At 72.0% G+C, this 14,917-nt stretch carries 12 protein-coding genes; 7 read left to right on the forward strand and 5 right to left on the reverse strand.

Annotated features, from left to right (window positions below):
- Positions 1-72: 72 nt before the first annotated feature.
- On the forward strand, positions 73-915 hold the full coding sequence (locus AB0C27_RS25295) for a hypothetical protein (protein WP_357848067.1): 843 nt from the start codon (positions 73-75) through the stop codon (positions 913-915).
- Positions 916-1,018: 103 nt separating this feature from the next.
- Here AB0C27_RS25295 and AB0C27_RS25300 read toward each other — a convergent pair whose 3' ends face one another.
- From AB0C27_RS25300 to AB0C27_RS25315, 4 genes are all read right to left on the reverse strand, one after another.
- Positions 1,019-1,150: a hypothetical protein gene (locus AB0C27_RS25300; protein ID WP_357848069.1), complete on the reverse strand. Its 132-nt coding sequence runs from the start codon at positions 1,148-1,150 to the stop codon at positions 1,019-1,021.
- A gap of 193 nt (positions 1,151-1,343) precedes the next feature.
- The gene (locus tag AB0C27_RS25305) at positions 1,344-2,735 is read right to left on the reverse strand and encodes a xylan 1,4-beta-xylosidase (RefSeq protein WP_357848071.1); all 1,392 of its coding nucleotides are present in this window, start codon (positions 2,733-2,735) and stop codon (positions 1,344-1,346) included.
- 128 nt (positions 2,736-2,863) lie between these two features.
- Positions 2,864-3,616 (reverse strand): SDR family NAD(P)-dependent oxidoreductase, encoded by a 753-nt coding sequence (locus AB0C27_RS25310; RefSeq protein WP_357848073.1) that lies wholly within the window; start codon positions 3,614-3,616, stop codon positions 2,864-2,866.
- A gap of 40 nt (positions 3,617-3,656) precedes the next feature.
- Positions 3,657-4,682 (reverse strand): phosphotransferase family protein, encoded by a 1,026-nt coding sequence (locus AB0C27_RS25315; protein WP_357848075.1) that lies wholly within the window; start codon positions 4,680-4,682, stop codon positions 3,657-3,659.
- Positions 4,683-4,839: 157 nt separating this feature from the next.
- Here AB0C27_RS25315 and AB0C27_RS25320 point away from each other — a divergent pair, with 157 nt between their 5' ends.
- Together AB0C27_RS25320 and AB0C27_RS25325 are read left to right on the forward strand one after the other, a co-directional pair.
- Positions 4,840-5,922 (forward strand): GNAT family N-acetyltransferase, encoded by a 1,083-nt coding sequence (locus tag AB0C27_RS25320; protein ID WP_357848077.1) that lies wholly within the window; start codon positions 4,840-4,842, stop codon positions 5,920-5,922.
- Positions 5,919-7,043 carry a DegT/DnrJ/EryC1/StrS family aminotransferase gene (locus tag AB0C27_RS25325; protein WP_357848079.1) on the forward strand — a complete coding sequence of 375 codons (1,125 nt, stop codon included), beginning with the start codon at positions 5,919-5,921 and terminating at the stop codon, positions 7,041-7,043. Before AB0C27_RS25320 ends, AB0C27_RS25325 begins: the two co-directional genes overlap by 4 nt.
- On the opposite strand, the gene AB0C27_RS25330 is transcribed toward AB0C27_RS25325, so the two are convergent.
- The gene (locus tag AB0C27_RS25330) at positions 7,021-8,409 is read right to left on the reverse strand and encodes a PLP-dependent aminotransferase family protein (RefSeq protein WP_357848081.1); all 1,389 of its coding nucleotides are present in this window, start codon (positions 8,407-8,409) and stop codon (positions 7,021-7,023) included. The genes AB0C27_RS25325 and AB0C27_RS25330 overlap by 23 nt on opposite strands.
- A gap of 71 nt (positions 8,410-8,480) precedes the next feature.
- Here AB0C27_RS25330 and AB0C27_RS25335 point away from each other — a divergent pair, with 71 nt between their 5' ends.
- From AB0C27_RS25335 to AB0C27_RS25350, 4 genes are all read left to right on the forward strand, one after another.
- Entirely contained in the window at positions 8,481-9,119 is a 639-nt protein-coding gene (locus tag AB0C27_RS25335; protein ID WP_357848082.1) for a pyridoxamine 5'-phosphate oxidase family protein, read from the forward strand.
- An 86-nt stretch (positions 9,120-9,205) separates the two neighbouring features.
- Positions 9,206-11,617, forward strand: a complete 2,412-nt coding sequence (locus tag AB0C27_RS25340) for a serine/threonine-protein kinase (RefSeq protein WP_357848084.1) — start codon at positions 9,206-9,208, stop codon at positions 11,615-11,617.
- A gap of 109 nt (positions 11,618-11,726) precedes the next feature.
- Positions 11,727-13,400, forward strand: coding sequence for a protein kinase (locus tag AB0C27_RS25345; protein ID WP_357848086.1), 1,674 nt, complete (start codon positions 11,727-11,729; stop codon positions 13,398-13,400).
- 23 nt (positions 13,401-13,423) lie between these two features.
- On the forward strand, positions 13,424-14,803 hold the full coding sequence (locus tag AB0C27_RS25350) for a hypothetical protein (RefSeq protein ID WP_357848088.1): 1,380 nt from the start codon (positions 13,424-13,426) through the stop codon (positions 14,801-14,803).
- Positions 14,804-14,917: the final 114 nt, after the last annotated feature.

The raw sequence follows: 14,917 nt of genomic DNA on the forward strand, positions 1-14,917 counted from the left end.
CGTCCGGTGTTCGACGTGGACGCTGAAGCCCAGAGCTTGACGTTCATGCCCGGTCATGGACCATGATCGGGTATGAACGCCTTAATCCGGGCGGCCCTGGTGGGGGCCGTGATCGGGATCGGGGAAGCCGCCCTGGCGCAGGTGGATGACGACATCCTCGTGTTCCTGGTGATGCTGGCCATGCCCTTTCCCGCGGGGATGCTGCTGACTCTCTGGGGCCGGCTGCCCTTGTGGTGGCTGATCTCGATCCTGGGACCGGTCTTCGTCGTCATGGGCTTCATCGCGGTTCCGGTCCCGCCTGCCGAGATCGCGGAGATGGGCGGGTGGAGCAGCCTTCTGGCCTTCATGGGGATAGGAGCGGCCGGCTACCTGTTCGCCGGGGCCACGGCGCTGCCGCTGGGCACGGTGACGCGCCTGGCCACCATCGGGACGGTCCTCGTCCTCGGCATCGCCGCCGTCCTGGGAGACAGACCCCTCTCGGCGCTGGTCGCCGCACAGACGACGGCGCGTGAACACGTGCCCGTCATCGCCGCCGACCAGCCGGAATACCGTCTCGACTCCGTCGAGGAGGAGGAAGGGATCCTCTTCCTCCACTACGAGCGCCGGCGCGATGGTCTGGAGGTGGCCGTCACCGTCCAGGCACCTTATGGGCTGACGGCCGGGCAGGCTTGCGGCTCCGGGGTGCGGGGCGCGTGCGAGGAAGTAGCCCCGGGAATCTGGGGCGATCACGTGGACCTGGGCTCGACGATGGTCACCGTGCGGGGGAACGCGCTCGTGGAGGTGACGGGCGAGCTGGCGACGAAGGACGACCTGCTCCCGGTGCTGCGGAACATGCGCCCGATGAACGCGTGGGAGCTGGCCTGGCTGGCGCTGAAGGACAGCTCCTACGACCTGGGGATGATCGTCGCGGAGTGAGGCGTCCGGGGGCGTCCCGCGCGGCGGTGTCGTAGGACAGCGGATCGCCTGGCCGGCGACAGCTCGTCGAGCTCGGCCAGAAACGCGCGGACCGGCGTCGCGGTCAGCTCGGCGAGTTCTTCGCCGTGGTGGGGGCGAACGCGATCAGGTCGCCGCGGTAGGCGCGCCGGGTGTGCGCCGACTTCCCGGCATTGGCCAGGTCGGTGAGGAAGTCCTCGAGGTGCCGGGCGAGCACGGTAGCGCCATATCGGTCGCGATCAACTCATAGCGATTAATGCGCTACAAGTGAGGATCTTTCAGTCCTAAGCGTGTCTTGATCCTTCTCAGCGCCAACGGCTGTCCGCCGGTTCCTCGACCCCGGGGCCGGGCCGAACTGAGCGGTGATGCGGGCGGGCCCTGTCAGGCCCGCGCCGATCCCGGACGCCGGGTCAGGCGCCGCCGCGTCCCGACCACTTGATCTCGTACGGCGCCAGCGTGACCTGACGCCCGTCCACGGTCGCCGTGACGTCCTCGCCCGTGGTGTTCACCATCACGGTCTGCCGCTCCTGCGCGATGGCCTTGACCTTCGGATTGGAGGACTCCACCTCCTGCACCCGCACCCCGGAGGGGAACCACTTGGTGAAGCCGCTGAGCAGCCCCGCCATCGGCAGCTCACCGCCCACCTTGGGCCCCCAGAGGCAGCCGGCGCACTCGCCCTTCCCCTTCAGCTGGGGGTTCCAGTACAGGGCCGTGGTGACGCCGCTCTTGGCGAACTCCATCAGCGCGCTCGCCTGCACGGCCGTGCGCTTCGCCTCGCTCCACTGCGAGTTCTCCGGCTCGACGTACCACTCGGCCCACCACACCGGCAGGTCGTCGCTCTTCTGCCGCAGCCAGGTGGTGATGGCGCCGAACTTGGCCTGGGCGCCGAAGTCGTCGGGCACGTTGCCCTTGTCGTTCGTCATCGACGCCCCGTCGACGACGATGAAGTCGGCGCCCTTCTTGTGCTCGATCCAGTACTTGACGGCTTCGAGCGCCCGCTGGTCGACCGAGCCCCAGGGCCCGCGCAGCTCCGACGGCCCGCCGCGGGCGGCGTTGCTCTCGATCGGGATGTAGGGGCCCCCGACCTTGATGTCCTTGCTGACCTTCTTCAGCGCCGTGTAGACCTTGTTGTACATCTCGGTGTACGCCTCGGCGTCCCACCGGTTGGTGGTCGGGTCCCAGAAGCCTTTGAACTCGTTCCACACCATGTAGTGCTTGACCGTCGGGTACTGCTTGGCCACCCGCGTGGCGAGCTTGGCGAAGTCGTCGAAGTGCTCCCGCTCGGGCGCGACCGTGTGGTTCTTGTTCCAGTCCGTACGCCCGGCCTGCCCGCCCTTCATCCAGTCGGGCGCGCAGCAGAGCGTGATGATCGGCACGCCCCTGGACGACGACATGAACGTCAGCCGCCGGTCGAGGTCACGGAAGTTGAACTGCCCAGGGCTCGGCTCGGGGTTGCCGACGCCCCAGCCCATGATGTGCTGGTTCTGCAGCATCGGGACCCGGCCCAGCACGCCTCTGGCCTCCTCCACGACGCCTTGCGGCTCGTTGTCGGCGCTGTACTGCGTGTGGGTGATGCCCCAGCGCGGCCAGTTGGACAGCGCGGGCGGCTGCTCCAGCTGGGGCGCCGGCTCGGTGGGCACGTTGGTGGCCACCTCGCTGCCCCTGAACTCGCCGCGGGCCTTGGTGCGCAGGGCAGCGTAGACCATGATGCCCGCCACCAGGACGACCGCGAGAATGCCGGCTCCAAGTGCGATCGGCCACGGCGATCGTCGGCGCGCGTGCCGGCCGTCGGTCGGTATCACTGAACGCTCCTCATCCTCGCGAGACGTTAGGGAGGATCACGAACCTACAAGATTCGCAAAGGTAGAAGGGGCCGGGCAGCAGCCCGGCCCCTTCTACGGTAATAGTCCCGCTTGCAAGGCACTTGCCGTCAATCTGCACGTGGAGGTCGCTGCCCGCCCGCCGGGCCAGGCACCCCGGCGTAGCGGTACGGCACCGGCTGGCGGCCCGGCTGGACGATGAGGAGGGTCCCCGGGGTCTCGGAGTAGAAGGCGGTCTCGACGGCGGCGGCCACGTCCTCGGCGGTGAGCAGGGGGAAGCCGGCGTTGACGAACATCTCCCGCGATCCGGCCACCAGCGGCGTGTCGGTGAAGCCGGGGCACACCGCGCCGATGCGGACGCTCTTGGCGGCCAGCGGCTCGGCCAGCGCCCTGACCAGGCCCACGACGGCGTGCTTGGTCATGGTGTAGATCGGGTCGCCCGAGAAGCCGACGAGCCCGGCCAGCGACGCGGTGACCACGACCGCGCCGCCGCCCGAGCGGGTGAGCAGCGGCAGGCCGGCCCGCACGCCGAAGACCACGCCGTCGACGTTGACGCCGACGACCTGGCGGTAGCGTTCGAGGTCGAAGTCGGCCAGGTCGACGCCGCCGCTGACGCCGGCGTTGAGATGCATCAGGTCGAGCCGCCCGAAGCGGCTCTCGGCCAGCGCCACGGCCTCCAGCGAGGCCTCCTCGGTGCTGACGTCGGCCGCCAGGAAGGCGCCGTCCACCTCTTTGGCCAGCCGCTCGACGCCCTCGCCGTCGCGGTCGACGAGGACGCACCTGGCGCCCCCGCCCGACAGACGCCGGGCCACGGCGGCCCCGATGCCGCTCGCCGCTCCGGTGATCAGTGCAACTGTGCTCATGGGCGCTCCTTGCGGGGGTCGGAACCCGTGGTCGAGGCGTTCAGTGCTGGTCGAGCATGCGGTGCGCGCGGGAGATCAGGGTGGGCACGGCGGATCCGATGCGGTCGAATCCCTCTCCCACGGTCTTACCCTGCCGGAAGCGGGCGTGGATACCCTCCACGATGACGGCCAGCTTGAAGTTGCCGAAGGCCACGTAGAAGCCGAGGTCGGAGATCTCGCGCCCGGAGACCTTCGTGTAGTGGGCGGCGAACTCGGCGGCGCTCAGGAAGCCCGGCGCCACGGTCACGTCGCCGGCCACCGGGATGCGGGCCCGCTCGTCGTCACCGCGGTCGTGCCAGTAGGTCAGGGTGAGCCCGAGGTCGGCCAGCGGGTCGCCGAGCGTGGACATCTCCCAGTCGACCACGGCCGTGATCTCCAGGTCGCCGAGCCGCAGCAGCGTGTTGTCCAGCCGGTAGTCACCGTGCACCAGCGTGCCGGCCGCCTCGGCGGGCAGCCGCTCGCGCAGGCGCTCCACGAGCCGGTAGTAGTCGGGCAGGTCGGCCGTCTTCGACCGCTCCCACTGCTGGCACCAGCGGTCGAGCTGGCGCGCCATGTAGCCCTCGGGCCGGCCGAAGTCGCCCAGGCCCACCTCGCGGTAGTCGACGGCGTGGATGGCGGCCAGCACCTCGGCCAGCCGCTCCGACAGGCGGCGGGTCTGCTCGGGCGTCGGGTCGCCGAGCTGCTCGCTCTCGCGTACGGCGACGCCCTCGACGTACCCCATGAGATAGAACGGCGCCCCGATCACGTCCTCGTCGGCGCAGAACGCGACCGGCTCGGGCACGGGCACCGGCGTCGGCGCGAGCGCCGAGATGACCCGCCACTCGCGTCGCATGTCGTGGGCGGTGGGGAGCACGTGCCCGAGGGGCGGCCGGCGCAGCACGAGACGGCGCTCCCGGGCCTCGACCACGTAGGTCAGGTTGGACCTGCCGCCCGAGATCAGCGCGACGGACTGCGGCTCGCCGGCGTCGGGCACGTTACGGCCCATCCACTCGACCAATCGGGGGTGGTCGATGCCAGGTACGGTCATGAACACACATTAGAACGTCACTCGGTCCTGAACACCACCTGGGAGTTGTGTAACGTTCCGGACCTGCGGCTATACCACAAGGCGAGATCCTTTAATCTGGCTGTAGAACACCCCCCGCCCACGCCGGACGAAGAGTGCATGCCGACAGTAGGAGCCCATGCGCATCACCCTTGCCCTGCCTCGCGAACTGGGCCCGACGGAAGTGACCCGATGGCGCGCACTCCAGGAAGCGCACGCCGCCTTCGACAATCCCTTCCTCTCCCCCGAGTTCACGCTCACGGTGGGCGAACTCCGCGATGACGTCAGAGTCGCCGTCGTCCACGACGGCCAGGAGATCGTGGGTTTCTTCCCGTTCGAGCGACATCCCCTGGGCGTCGGCAAGCCCGTCGCCTCCGGGCTCACCGACGCGCAGGGGCTGGTGCACGCCAAGGACGTGCACATCGACCCGGTCCGGCTGATCAAGGCCTGCGGGCTGTCCGTCTACGAGTTCGACCACCTGGTGGCCGGTCAGCCGCTGATGGGCGAGCATCACGAGCGGCATCCCTCGCCGATCATCGACCTGCGCGACGGCTGGGAACGTTACACGGAGTTCCTGCGCCTGCACTCCGGCAAGACGTACAAGTCCACCCTGGCCAAGTCGCGCAAGCTCCAGCGCGAGGCCGGGCCGATGCGCCACGACTACGCGACCACCGACCTGGCGCCCCTGCGCACGCTGCTGGGCTGGAAGACCGATCAATACCGGCGCACCGGCCGCACCGACAGGTTCGCCCACAAGTGGATCGTGGAGCTGGTCGAGCGGCTGCTGGCCACGCAGTCCGAGAGCTTCGCCGGGGTGCTGGACATGATCTACGTGGACGACCGGCCGGTGGCCGGCCACTTCGGCATCCGCACCCGCACCACGCTCGCGGGCTGGTTCCCCGCCTACGACCCGCAATACAGCAAATACTCCCCCGGCCTCATCCACCACCTGGCGATGGCCGAGCGGGCCGCCGAGTCCGGCATCGAGATCGTCGACATGGGCCGGGGCCAGAAGGAGTACAAGGACAAGCTCAAGAACGGCGAGCTGGAGGTGGCCGAGGGGCGCGTGGCCAGGGTGGGCGTGGCGGCCGGGGTGCACTGGCTGATGCGGGTGCCCGCGCGCAAGACCCGCGCGACGGTCATGGCCAATCCATTGCTGCTCAAAACTGCTGACAAGGCGTTGAAAACGTACGGAAGACTGCGTACTGTCCTACAAGGGTGAAACGCATCGCAGAGCGCACAGGCCGTCACTGCCTGTCGCTACCGTCCAACCGGCTCGGCCTCTACCTGGCGCTACGCCACTGGTGCCGGCCCGGTCAGCGGCTGCTGATGTCCCCCATCTCCGCCGACGAGATCCTCTTCCTGGTGCTCGCGGCCGGGCTGCGCCCGGTGATCGCGCCGCTGTCTCCCCGTGACGGCAACATCGACGTCGCCCGGGTGGATCTCGGCGCGGTCGACGCCGTGCTGACGACCAACCTGTACGGCCTGCCCGACGACGCCCCCGCCTTCGCCGGGAAGATCCTGATCGAGGACGTCGCGCACGCGATGGAGACCGACCTCGGCGGACGGCCCCTCGGCACCTTCGGCCAGGCCGGGGTGTTCAGCCTGTCCAAGCACCCCGGCGCGGGCTCGGGCGGCGTGCTGGCCGTGGAGAGCCAGGCCGATCTCAAGGCGCTGACCCGCGCCCGTGACGAGTTGCTGACCCGCGGGTCCCTGCGCGCCGACCTGCTGAGCGTGGGCACGTCCATGGCCCGGCAGGCGGCGCTCAAGCTCGACCTGGTGCGCCCCGCGCTCAAGCTCATGCGCCGTCTCGGCCTCCAGGAGCCGCGTGAGGGCTTCCGCATCGCGCTGGCCGCGCCGGAGCTCGAACGGGCGCTCAAGCAGATCCCCTCGCTGGCGCCCTTCGACCCCTGGGTCCACGCCGACCTGCACCTCTACCGCGCCCGCCGGGGGCGGGTGGCCCGCTGGTACCAGGCGCGGCGGGTGGCCAAGGTGCCCCGCGACCGGGCGCGCCGGCTGGCGGGCGTGCAGCGCCTGGCCGAGCTGCCCACGGTCGCGCCGGCCGTGCTCGACGACCTGCGGCGGCCGCTGTTCCGGGTGCCGCTCCTGGTGCGCGACAGAGACGCGGCCATCGCCGAGCTGGAGCGGCACGGGGTCTCCACGGGCTACCTGTACGACCCGCCGTACGACGACTACGCCCCCGCCTTCACCGAGCACTCCCCCGACCCCGCACCCGCGCGCTGGTGGGCCAGGCACGTGCTGCCGGTGGACCCGATGTACACCGCCCGCTCCCTGCCCGTCCTGCGCCTTCTGGAGCCGCCTACGGCCGGCCCGCACGGATGAGGGCGGCCAGGATCTTGCAGCCCCGCCTGACTTCGGGGAGCGAGGCGGAGCCGTACCCGATGACCAGGCCGTGCAGGCGCGTGCCGGCGTGGTGGTGGCGCTCGGTGGAGTCGAGCAGCACACCCTGCTCCCCGGCCCGCGCCACGACGACGGGCACCAGGGGCGCGGGCAGCTCGGCCAGGACGTGCAGCCCGGCCGTGTCGCCGCGCAGCCGGCAGACCGGGCCGAGGAGCTCGACGACGGCGGCGCGGCGGCGCGCGTACTCCAAGCGCATCCTGCGCAGGTGCCGGTCGATGTCGCCGCGCTCCAGCAGGGTCGCCACCGCCTGCTGGACGGGCCCGCTGGTGCGGTCGCCCATCGCGCGGCGCAGCTCGGCGAGCCGGCCGACCAGCCCGGCCTCCCCGACCAGCCAGCCCACGCCCACGTCGGACGCGAGGATCTTGGACAGCGTGCCGAGCAGCACCACCCGCTCGGGGTCGAGGCCGTAGAGCGCGGGCAGCGGGGCGACGTCGTAGCGGAACTCGGCGTCGTAGTCGTCCTCCACGATGGTCGCGCCCGTGCTCCGCGCCCAGGCCAGCAGGCGCTCCCTGCGCGGGATCGGCAGGCGGCCGCCCAGCGGGTACTGGTGGGCGGGCGTGGTGTAGAGCACGCGCAGGTCGGACGGCAGCGTGTCGACGATCACGCCGTCGGCGTCGACCGGGCAGGGCACCACCTCGGCGCCCCTGACCCCGAACACCGTGCGCGCCACGTGGTAGCCGGGGTCCTCCACGCCGGCCTTCGCGCCGGGGCGGAGCAGGGCCAGCGCGCACAGGTCGAGGCCGTTGCCGGTGCCCCGGGTGACCATGATGTTCTCGGGGCCGACGGCCATGCCCCTGGCGCGTCTGAGGTGCTCGGCGAGCAGCTCGCGCAGGCGTGGCAGGCCGTACGGGTCGGGGTCCGCGCTCGGCGGCAGGTCGGCGGCCCGGCGCCAGGCCCGCTTCCAGGCCGCCCGGTCGTAGTCGCGCACCCAGGGCCGGCCGGCCGTGAGGTCGATCACGTCCGCCGGTGGCGGCGGCGGGGCGGGCGCGGACACGCCGCGCTCGGCCGGCGCGGGCGGGCGCGCCGGCTGCTCGATGTCGGCCACGAACGTGCCGGAGCCGTGCCGCCCGTCCAGCCATCCCTCCGCGTAGAGCTGCTGGTACGCCTCCGTCACCACGGTCCTGCTGACCGCGAGCTGGGCCGCCAGGCCGCGGGTGGACGGCAGCCGCTCGCCCGCGGCCAGCGTGCCGTCCAGCATGGCGTGGCGCAGCCGGCCGGCGAGCTGGGCGGTGAGCGGTTCGTCCGCCTCGCGCGAGAGCGATATGGGCAGGTCAACGTGGTTGCGCATGGAAGTGGTCTCTACGAAGGGGTGGATAGTGGCCCTACAGCGTAGGTCCACTTCCTGGCTACGGTCGAATCATGCTCTCCACCACTCCCCGTACGACGCTGGGACGCTCGAAGGAGCGTGGCAGCACCGACCGTGACGACCTGTACGAGGTGCTCGACACCGGCCTCGTCTGCCACCTCGGCGTGATCGTGAACGGCCACCCCATGGTCGTGCCGACCGGCTACGGCCGCATCGGCGAGACCCTCTACCTGCACGGCTCCACCGGTGCCTTGTCACTGCGCGCCGGCGAGGGCACCGAGGTCTGCGTCACCGTCACCCACCTCGACGGCATCGTGCTGGCCCGCTCGATCTTCCACCACTCCGTCAACTACCGCTCGGCGATCGTGTACGGCCGGGCCACGCTGGTGACGGACGAGGACGAGCGCATGGAGGGGCTGCGGGCGCTGGCCGAGCAGCTCGCGCCGGGCCAGTGGGACTACGTGCGCAAGCCGAACCGCAAGGAGCTGGCCGCCACGGCGGTGCTGGCGCTGCCGCTGGACGAGGCCTCGGTCAAGATCCGCAGGGGCGGTCCCGTGGACGAGGAGGAGGACTACGACCTGCCGGTGTGGGCCGGGGTGTTGCCGCTGGTCACGTCGTGGGGCGAACCCGAGCGGGATTCGGTGCTCCCAGAAGGTATCGATACGCCTGTTCACATCCTCCATCGGGAGTAGTTCCATGAATCCGGTACCACCTGGAAAACCCCAGCCCTTGATCACGCGTCTCATCAGGTGGGCCGGCTCCTGATGGGAGAGCGGATATGCAGTGGAGTGCTCCCGGTTACACGGAGATAAAGCAGCTCGGGGCGGGTGCCAGCGGGCGCGTCGTCCAGGCTGTGCACGACGACACCGGGGTCAGGGTGGCGATCAAGTACCTGTCCGAGGAGTTGCGGCGTGATCCGGCCGCGCTGGCCAGGTTCCAGTCGGAGGCGCGGCTGCTGACCACGCTGCGCGATCCGAACATCGCCACGATGTGGGAGTACGTCCAGGACTTCGGCGGCGCGGCCATCGTGATGGAGCTGGTCGACGGCGTCTCCCTGCGGGCGCTGCTGCGCGAGAACGGCACGACCGAGCCGGAGGCGGCGCTGGTCGTGCTCAAGGGCTCGCTGCTGGGGCTGGCCAAGGCGCACGAGATGGGGCTGGTCCACCGGGACTACAAGCCGGAGAACGTGATCGTCCGCGACGACGGAGCCAGCAAACTGGTCGACTTCGGCATCGCGGTCAGGCAGGGCACGACGGTGCAGCCGGAGGGGACGCCTCCGTACATGGCGCCCGAGCTGTGGGAGGGGCAGCCGGCCTCGCCGGCCACCGACGTGTACGCGGCCACGGCCGTCTTCTTCGAGTGCCTGACGGGGCACCGGCCCTACCGCTCCACGGAGCCGAGCGTGCTCGGCTACCAGCACGTGCACGCCCCCGTGCCCTTCCTCGACGCGCCGGAGCCGGTGCGCGAGCTGGTGCGGCGCGGGCTGGCCAAGGATCCGGCGCGGCGGCCCGACGGGGCGATGGCGTTCGTGGCCGAGCTGGAGGCGGTGGCCAGGGCGGCGTACGGGGAGGACTGGGAAGAGCGCGGCAGGCGCCGGCTGGCCGCGCTCGTGGCGCTGCTCGCGCTGCTGTTACCGACTCCGCAGACCGCCCCCGCGCCCGAGGTGGCCACGTCGCTGGCCAGGACGGTCTTCCGCGGCCTGCGCTCGAACACGCGGCGCCTGGCCATGGGCGGCGCGGTGGCCTCGGCGGCGGCCGTGGCGGTGGTGGTCGTGCTGGTCAACCGGCAGCCGCCGCCGGAGACGCCGGTCGGAGCGGCGGCGGCGGTGCCGCCCAGCCTGGTCGAGACGGCGCCGGTCGCCGCACCGACGTCCGATCCGCCGTCGGAGCCAGAGCCCGATCCGAGTACTGATACCGATCCCGACGTCGATCCCGCCGCCGAGCCCGGGACCACGCCGCAGGCCGTCCCGCAGGACCCGCCAGGAGCCGACGACCAGGATCCGGACAGGCCCGGGACCCGGCCGAGCAGCACGATCACGCCGACTCCCACCCCAACGCCCACGCCCACTCCTACGCCGACCCCCACTCCCACCCCGACCCCGACGCCGACGCCGACGCCGACGCCGACGGAGCCGAGCACGCCGCCGGCCCCCTCGGTGCTGGGAGTGAGCGTGGGCGGCATCACGCTCGGCGACGACGACGTCGCCCGCAGCACGGTCACGTTCCGCACGAACGGCCCCGGCGCGGTCACCGTCACCGCCACCTGGGCGGCGCGGGGCGCGGACGGCACCGTCCAGCGCCTGCGCCTCAGCGGCGCCACCTCCTACACCCGCACGCTGACCTGGCGGATCGGCGAGCGTCCCTGCGGCAGGACGGTCACGTTGAGCGTCGCCACGTCACCTGCGGCCCCCGGCGGCACCAGGACGGCCTCCCTGTCCGTGCCGGCCTGCCCGGTCAGGGTGAGCGCCCTCAGCGTCGCCCTCGGCCTGCCCGAGGCGCCAGGACGCACGGCCACCGCCCGGGTCAGGCTCACCGCGAGCGGCACCGGCGCGATCCCGGTCGAGGCCAGGTTCGCGGTGGACGGCGAGGCGGTGGGCACCCGCGAGGCCACCCTGTCCGGCCGCACCTCCTACTCCAGGGCCTTCACCCACACGTTCAGGTCCCGTCCCTGCGGCTCGACGCTGTCGGTGCGAGTGAGCGCGGGCGGCAGGACCGACACGGCGCGGGTCTCGGTGCCGTGCCCGCCGCAGGTGCGGCAGGTGGCGATCGTCGAGGCGGGCGCGGGGGGCGGCGGGATCACCGCGCAGGTCAGGGTCACCACGGCGGGCACCGGTCCGGTACGGCTCACCGTCAGGCTCGCGGCCGGCGAGGGGGCCGACACGCAGGCGGTGACCCTGTCGGGCGATACCTCCTACAGCCGCTCGTTCACCTACCGGGCCAAGCTGCCCTGCGGCTCGAAGTGGTCGGTGACGGCCGCCACCGACCCGGCGGCGGCCGGCGGGGGCGACAGCCGTAGCGGCGCCACTCCGGCGTGCCAGGAGGAGGAGCCGCCCAAGGAGCCGCCGAGCGACAAGCCGGTGGAGAAACCGCAGGACACACCCAGCGAGAAGCCGCAGGAGCCCGCGAAGGAGACGCCGCGAGCGACGCCGAAGATCACACCGAGGCCCGACTCTCCCGGTACCGTTGGGTGACATTTCCCCGCCTGTCTGAATAACGGTAGCGGGAAAGCGGCTCCCTCTGGTTAAGCTACGGACCGTTTGATGAGGGTGGGGGCCCTAGTTACTCCAGAGGAGAACCGTTATGTACGGTGATGGACCGTGGGGGGTCCCGGGCTACACCGAGGTCCGCGAGCTGGGCTCGGGGGCCGCAGGCCGGGTGGTCCTGGCCAGGCGTGACTACGACGGCGCCGAGGTCGCCATCAAATACCTCAGTGACGAGCTGAGATCCGACGTCGGGTTCGTGGCCAGGTTCCGCCACGAGGCCAGGCTGCTGGCGACGCTGCAGAGCGCGTACCACGCCAGGCTGATCGACTACGTCGAGGCCGGGCAGGGCGCGGCGATCATCATGGATCTGATCAACGGGGTGTCGCTGCGCGAGTTACTGCGCTCCGAGGGGCCCACAGGGCCTGAGGCGGCGCTGACGGTGCTCAAGGGCTCGCTGCAGGGTCTCGCCTCGGCGCACGCCATCGGGGTCGTGCACCGCGACTTCAAGCCCGAGAACGTCATGGTGCAGCGCGACGGCACCACCAAGCTGGTGGACTTCGGCATCGCTGTCAGGACCGGCGAGCACGCGAGCGCCGCGGGCACGCCGCCGTACATGGCGCCCGAGCAGTGGGCCGGCAAGCCCGCGGGGCCGGCGACCGACGTCTACGCGGCCACCGTCGTGTTCTTCGAGTGCCTGACCGGCACCCGCCCCTTCCGCGCCCCCAACCTCGCCGCCCTGGCCCACCAGCACCAGGCCGTGGCCCCGCCGACCGAGGAGATCCCCGGGCAGCTGCGCGACCTGGTCGAGCGCGGCCTGGCCAAGGACCCGGCGCAGCGGCCGCCGTCGGCGGAGGCGTTCCTGACCGAGCTGGAGGCCGTCGCGGCGCAGGCGTACGGGGACGACTGGGAGGAGCGCGGGCGCCGCCGCCTGGCCGCGCTCGCGGGCATGCTGGTGCTGCTCTTCCCGAGCGCGCTGGAGGAGCCCGCGCAGACGGAGACCGCGCTCGCCGAGACGAGCTTCGAGGACCCGCCGAGCCTTCTGAGCAAGCTGCCCGTCAAGATCGCCCTGGCCACGGTGACGGCGGGCGTGCTCGTCGCGGCCGTGGTGATGTTCGTCAGCACCGGATCCGAGGAACCGGTGCTCCAGGCGCAGACCACCGAGGTCACGCCGACCGCCTCCGAGCCCGATCCGGCCGCCGAGGAGACTCCGGAGGACGTGCCCGACGAGGCCACCGAGCAGCCCGAGGAGCCCACTCCGGAGGAGAGCACCTCCGCGCCGGTCCCGACGGCCACGAGCAGTGTCGCGCCACCGGTCGTGCGGCCCACGGCAACCAGGAAGCCGACCCCCACCCCGGCGCGGACGCCGGTCAGGACGCGGAAGCCGACCCCGAAGCCCACCACCGCGAAGCCCACGGCGACCGACACCGAGGAGCCCGAGCTGAACGGCGACGTCTACCGCCCCGACGGCGAGCGGCCTCCCACCCCTGACGCCCCGAGCTCCACGCCTCCGACCAGGCGGCCGGACCCGATCCCCGAACCGACCACGGCCTCGCCCACCCAGGGCGAGCCCAGCCCCACGAGAGGCGACGGCGGCGCGACGGCGACCGGGGGCGGTCAGGAGCCGCCACGCGCCGAGCCTGAGGTGCCACGGGCCGCCGGAGGAGGCGCCGCAGGCGCGTTGCTCGCGCTCGGCCTGATGACGACGGGCGCGCTACCGGTCACACTTGCGGTGAGGCGCCGTATGGCGGGACGTCACAGAAGGAAGCGCTAGACGCGCCCGGGGGGCAGGCGGCGATGAACAACCCTGATCACGGTATCGCCGGATTCCGGCTCACCGAGCACACCTGGATGACCGAACTCGGCAACTGGATCGACGCCATCTCGCCCGACGGCCGCAGGGCCGGCGCGCTGCTGTTCGATCCCAAGATCGTCGGCCTGCCCGGCGTCCGCGACCGCGTCGTGCAGGCGGTCATGACCGACCAGCGGCTCGTGCTGGCCGGGCTGAGCGGGCTGATCCCGGTGGCGGACGTGGTCGCGGCGGGCGAGCAGGTGTGGCTGCTCACCGCGCAGGCGGTCAGCCCGACGCTGGCCGACCTGCTCGCGGCCGGTCCCGTCGATCCGGGCGGGGCGGCCTCCGTCCTGGTGGAGACGGCCCAGACGCTGCTCGCGCTGCACTCGGCCGGGGTCACGCACGGCTCGGTGCATCCGGGCACGGTGGTCGTCACGTCCGAGGGCGTCTCGCTGCTGTCGGAGCGCGGGCTGTCCGACGCGATCAGGGCGCGGGTCTCTCCGCGCGAACGGGACGCGGCCGGCTGGGCGTCCCTGGCCCGCGGCCTCGGCGCCTCCGCCGGCCGGCAGGCCCCCGAGGTGGCCGCGCTGTTCGAACGGGCCGCGAACACGGCCGGCACCCTGGGCCTGGCTGCCGCCCGCGATCTGCTGGTCAACGAGCGCGGCACGCTGCCGGGCGGCCGCATCAGCAGGGACGCGCTGGCCGCCGCTGCGCGGGGCAGATCGGCGTTCGCTCAGGCGCCGGCGTACGGGCGGGCCTCGGTGGCGCCGCCGGTCCTGCCGCCGAACAGGGACGAGGGCGACATCGTCACGCTGCTGCACGTCCCCGGCCGTTCGGCGGGACCGGTCCAGTTCGGGCCGGGGGTCGGGACCCAGCCGCAGCAGAATCGGCAGGAGACGGAGGCCGAGCGGATCTGGCGGGCGGGGCGCGACGAGGCGGCCACCGTGCACCGGCCCGGCGGGCGGGCCGACAAGGTCGCGCGAGCCCGGCGGCGGCGCACGATCCTGTCGGCCGTCGTGTTCGCGATCGTGATGGCGGGGGCCGTCCTGGCCTGGCTCAAGCTGGGGACGGGGCCGGACCTGGCGGTCACGTCGGTGAACGTGACGGCGCCGAAGAAGACGCAGGGCTGCGATCGCGCTGTGGTGATCACCGGCACGGTCGTCACGAACGGGGCGCCGGGCGAGATCACCTACGAGTGGCGGAAGAACCTGGACAAGGAGGTCGTCAAGGGGACGTTACGCACGCAGGCCGACAAGACGTCGTACACGGTGCCGCTGCGGTGGACGCTGCGGGGCAGGAGCAATGTCAAGGCCACGGCCACGCTGCGGATCCTCACGCCTGGGCCGGTGCGCTCGGACAAGGCGACATTCTCCTACAAGTGCTGACGGGCTCGTACAAGTGCTGACGGGCTCCTGCGAGGGGTGACGGGACGGCCGCGCTGAGACCGTCCGATCGAGCTCAGCAATGCATATCAAAGCGGTTCTTACTAATCTGGCGAA

It is taken from the genome of Nonomuraea sp. NPDC048882 (assembly GCF_040649755.1).
Taxonomy (GTDB): domain Bacteria; phylum Actinomycetota; class Actinomycetes; order Streptosporangiales; family Streptosporangiaceae; genus Nonomuraea; species Nonomuraea maheshkhaliensis.

Bases quoted from the DNA above. Each gene is read 5' to 3' on its own strand.
- AB0C27_RS25345 (WP_357848086.1), top strand. From the start codon at position 11,727: ATGTACGGTGATGGACCGTGGGGGGTCCCGGGCTACACCGAGGTCCGC.
- AB0C27_RS25295 (WP_357848067.1), top strand. From the start codon at position 73: ATGAACGCCTTAATCCGGGCGGCCCTGGTGGGGGCCGTGATCGGGATC.
- AB0C27_RS25310 (WP_357848073.1), bottom strand. From the start codon at position 3,616: ATGAGCACAGTTGCACTGATCACCGGAGCGGCGAGCGGCATCGGGGCC.
- AB0C27_RS25340 (WP_357848084.1), top strand. From the start codon at position 9,206: ATGCAGTGGAGTGCTCCCGGTTACACGGAGATAAAGCAGCTCGGGGCG.
- AB0C27_RS25320 (WP_357848077.1), top strand. From the start codon at position 4,840: ATGCGCATCACCCTTGCCCTGCCTCGCGAACTGGGCCCGACGGAAGTG.
- AB0C27_RS25350 (WP_357848088.1), top strand. From the start codon at position 13,424: ATGAACAACCCTGATCACGGTATCGCCGGATTCCGGCTCACCGAGCAC.
- AB0C27_RS25330 (WP_357848081.1), bottom strand. From the start codon at position 8,409: ATGCGCAACCACGTTGACCTGCCCATATCGCTCTCGCGCGAGGCGGAC.
- AB0C27_RS25335 (WP_357848082.1), top strand. From the start codon at position 8,481: ATGCTCTCCACCACTCCCCGTACGACGCTGGGACGCTCGAAGGAGCGT.
- AB0C27_RS25315 (WP_357848075.1), bottom strand. From the start codon at position 4,682: ATGACCGTACCTGGCATCGACCACCCCCGATTGGTCGAGTGGATGGGC.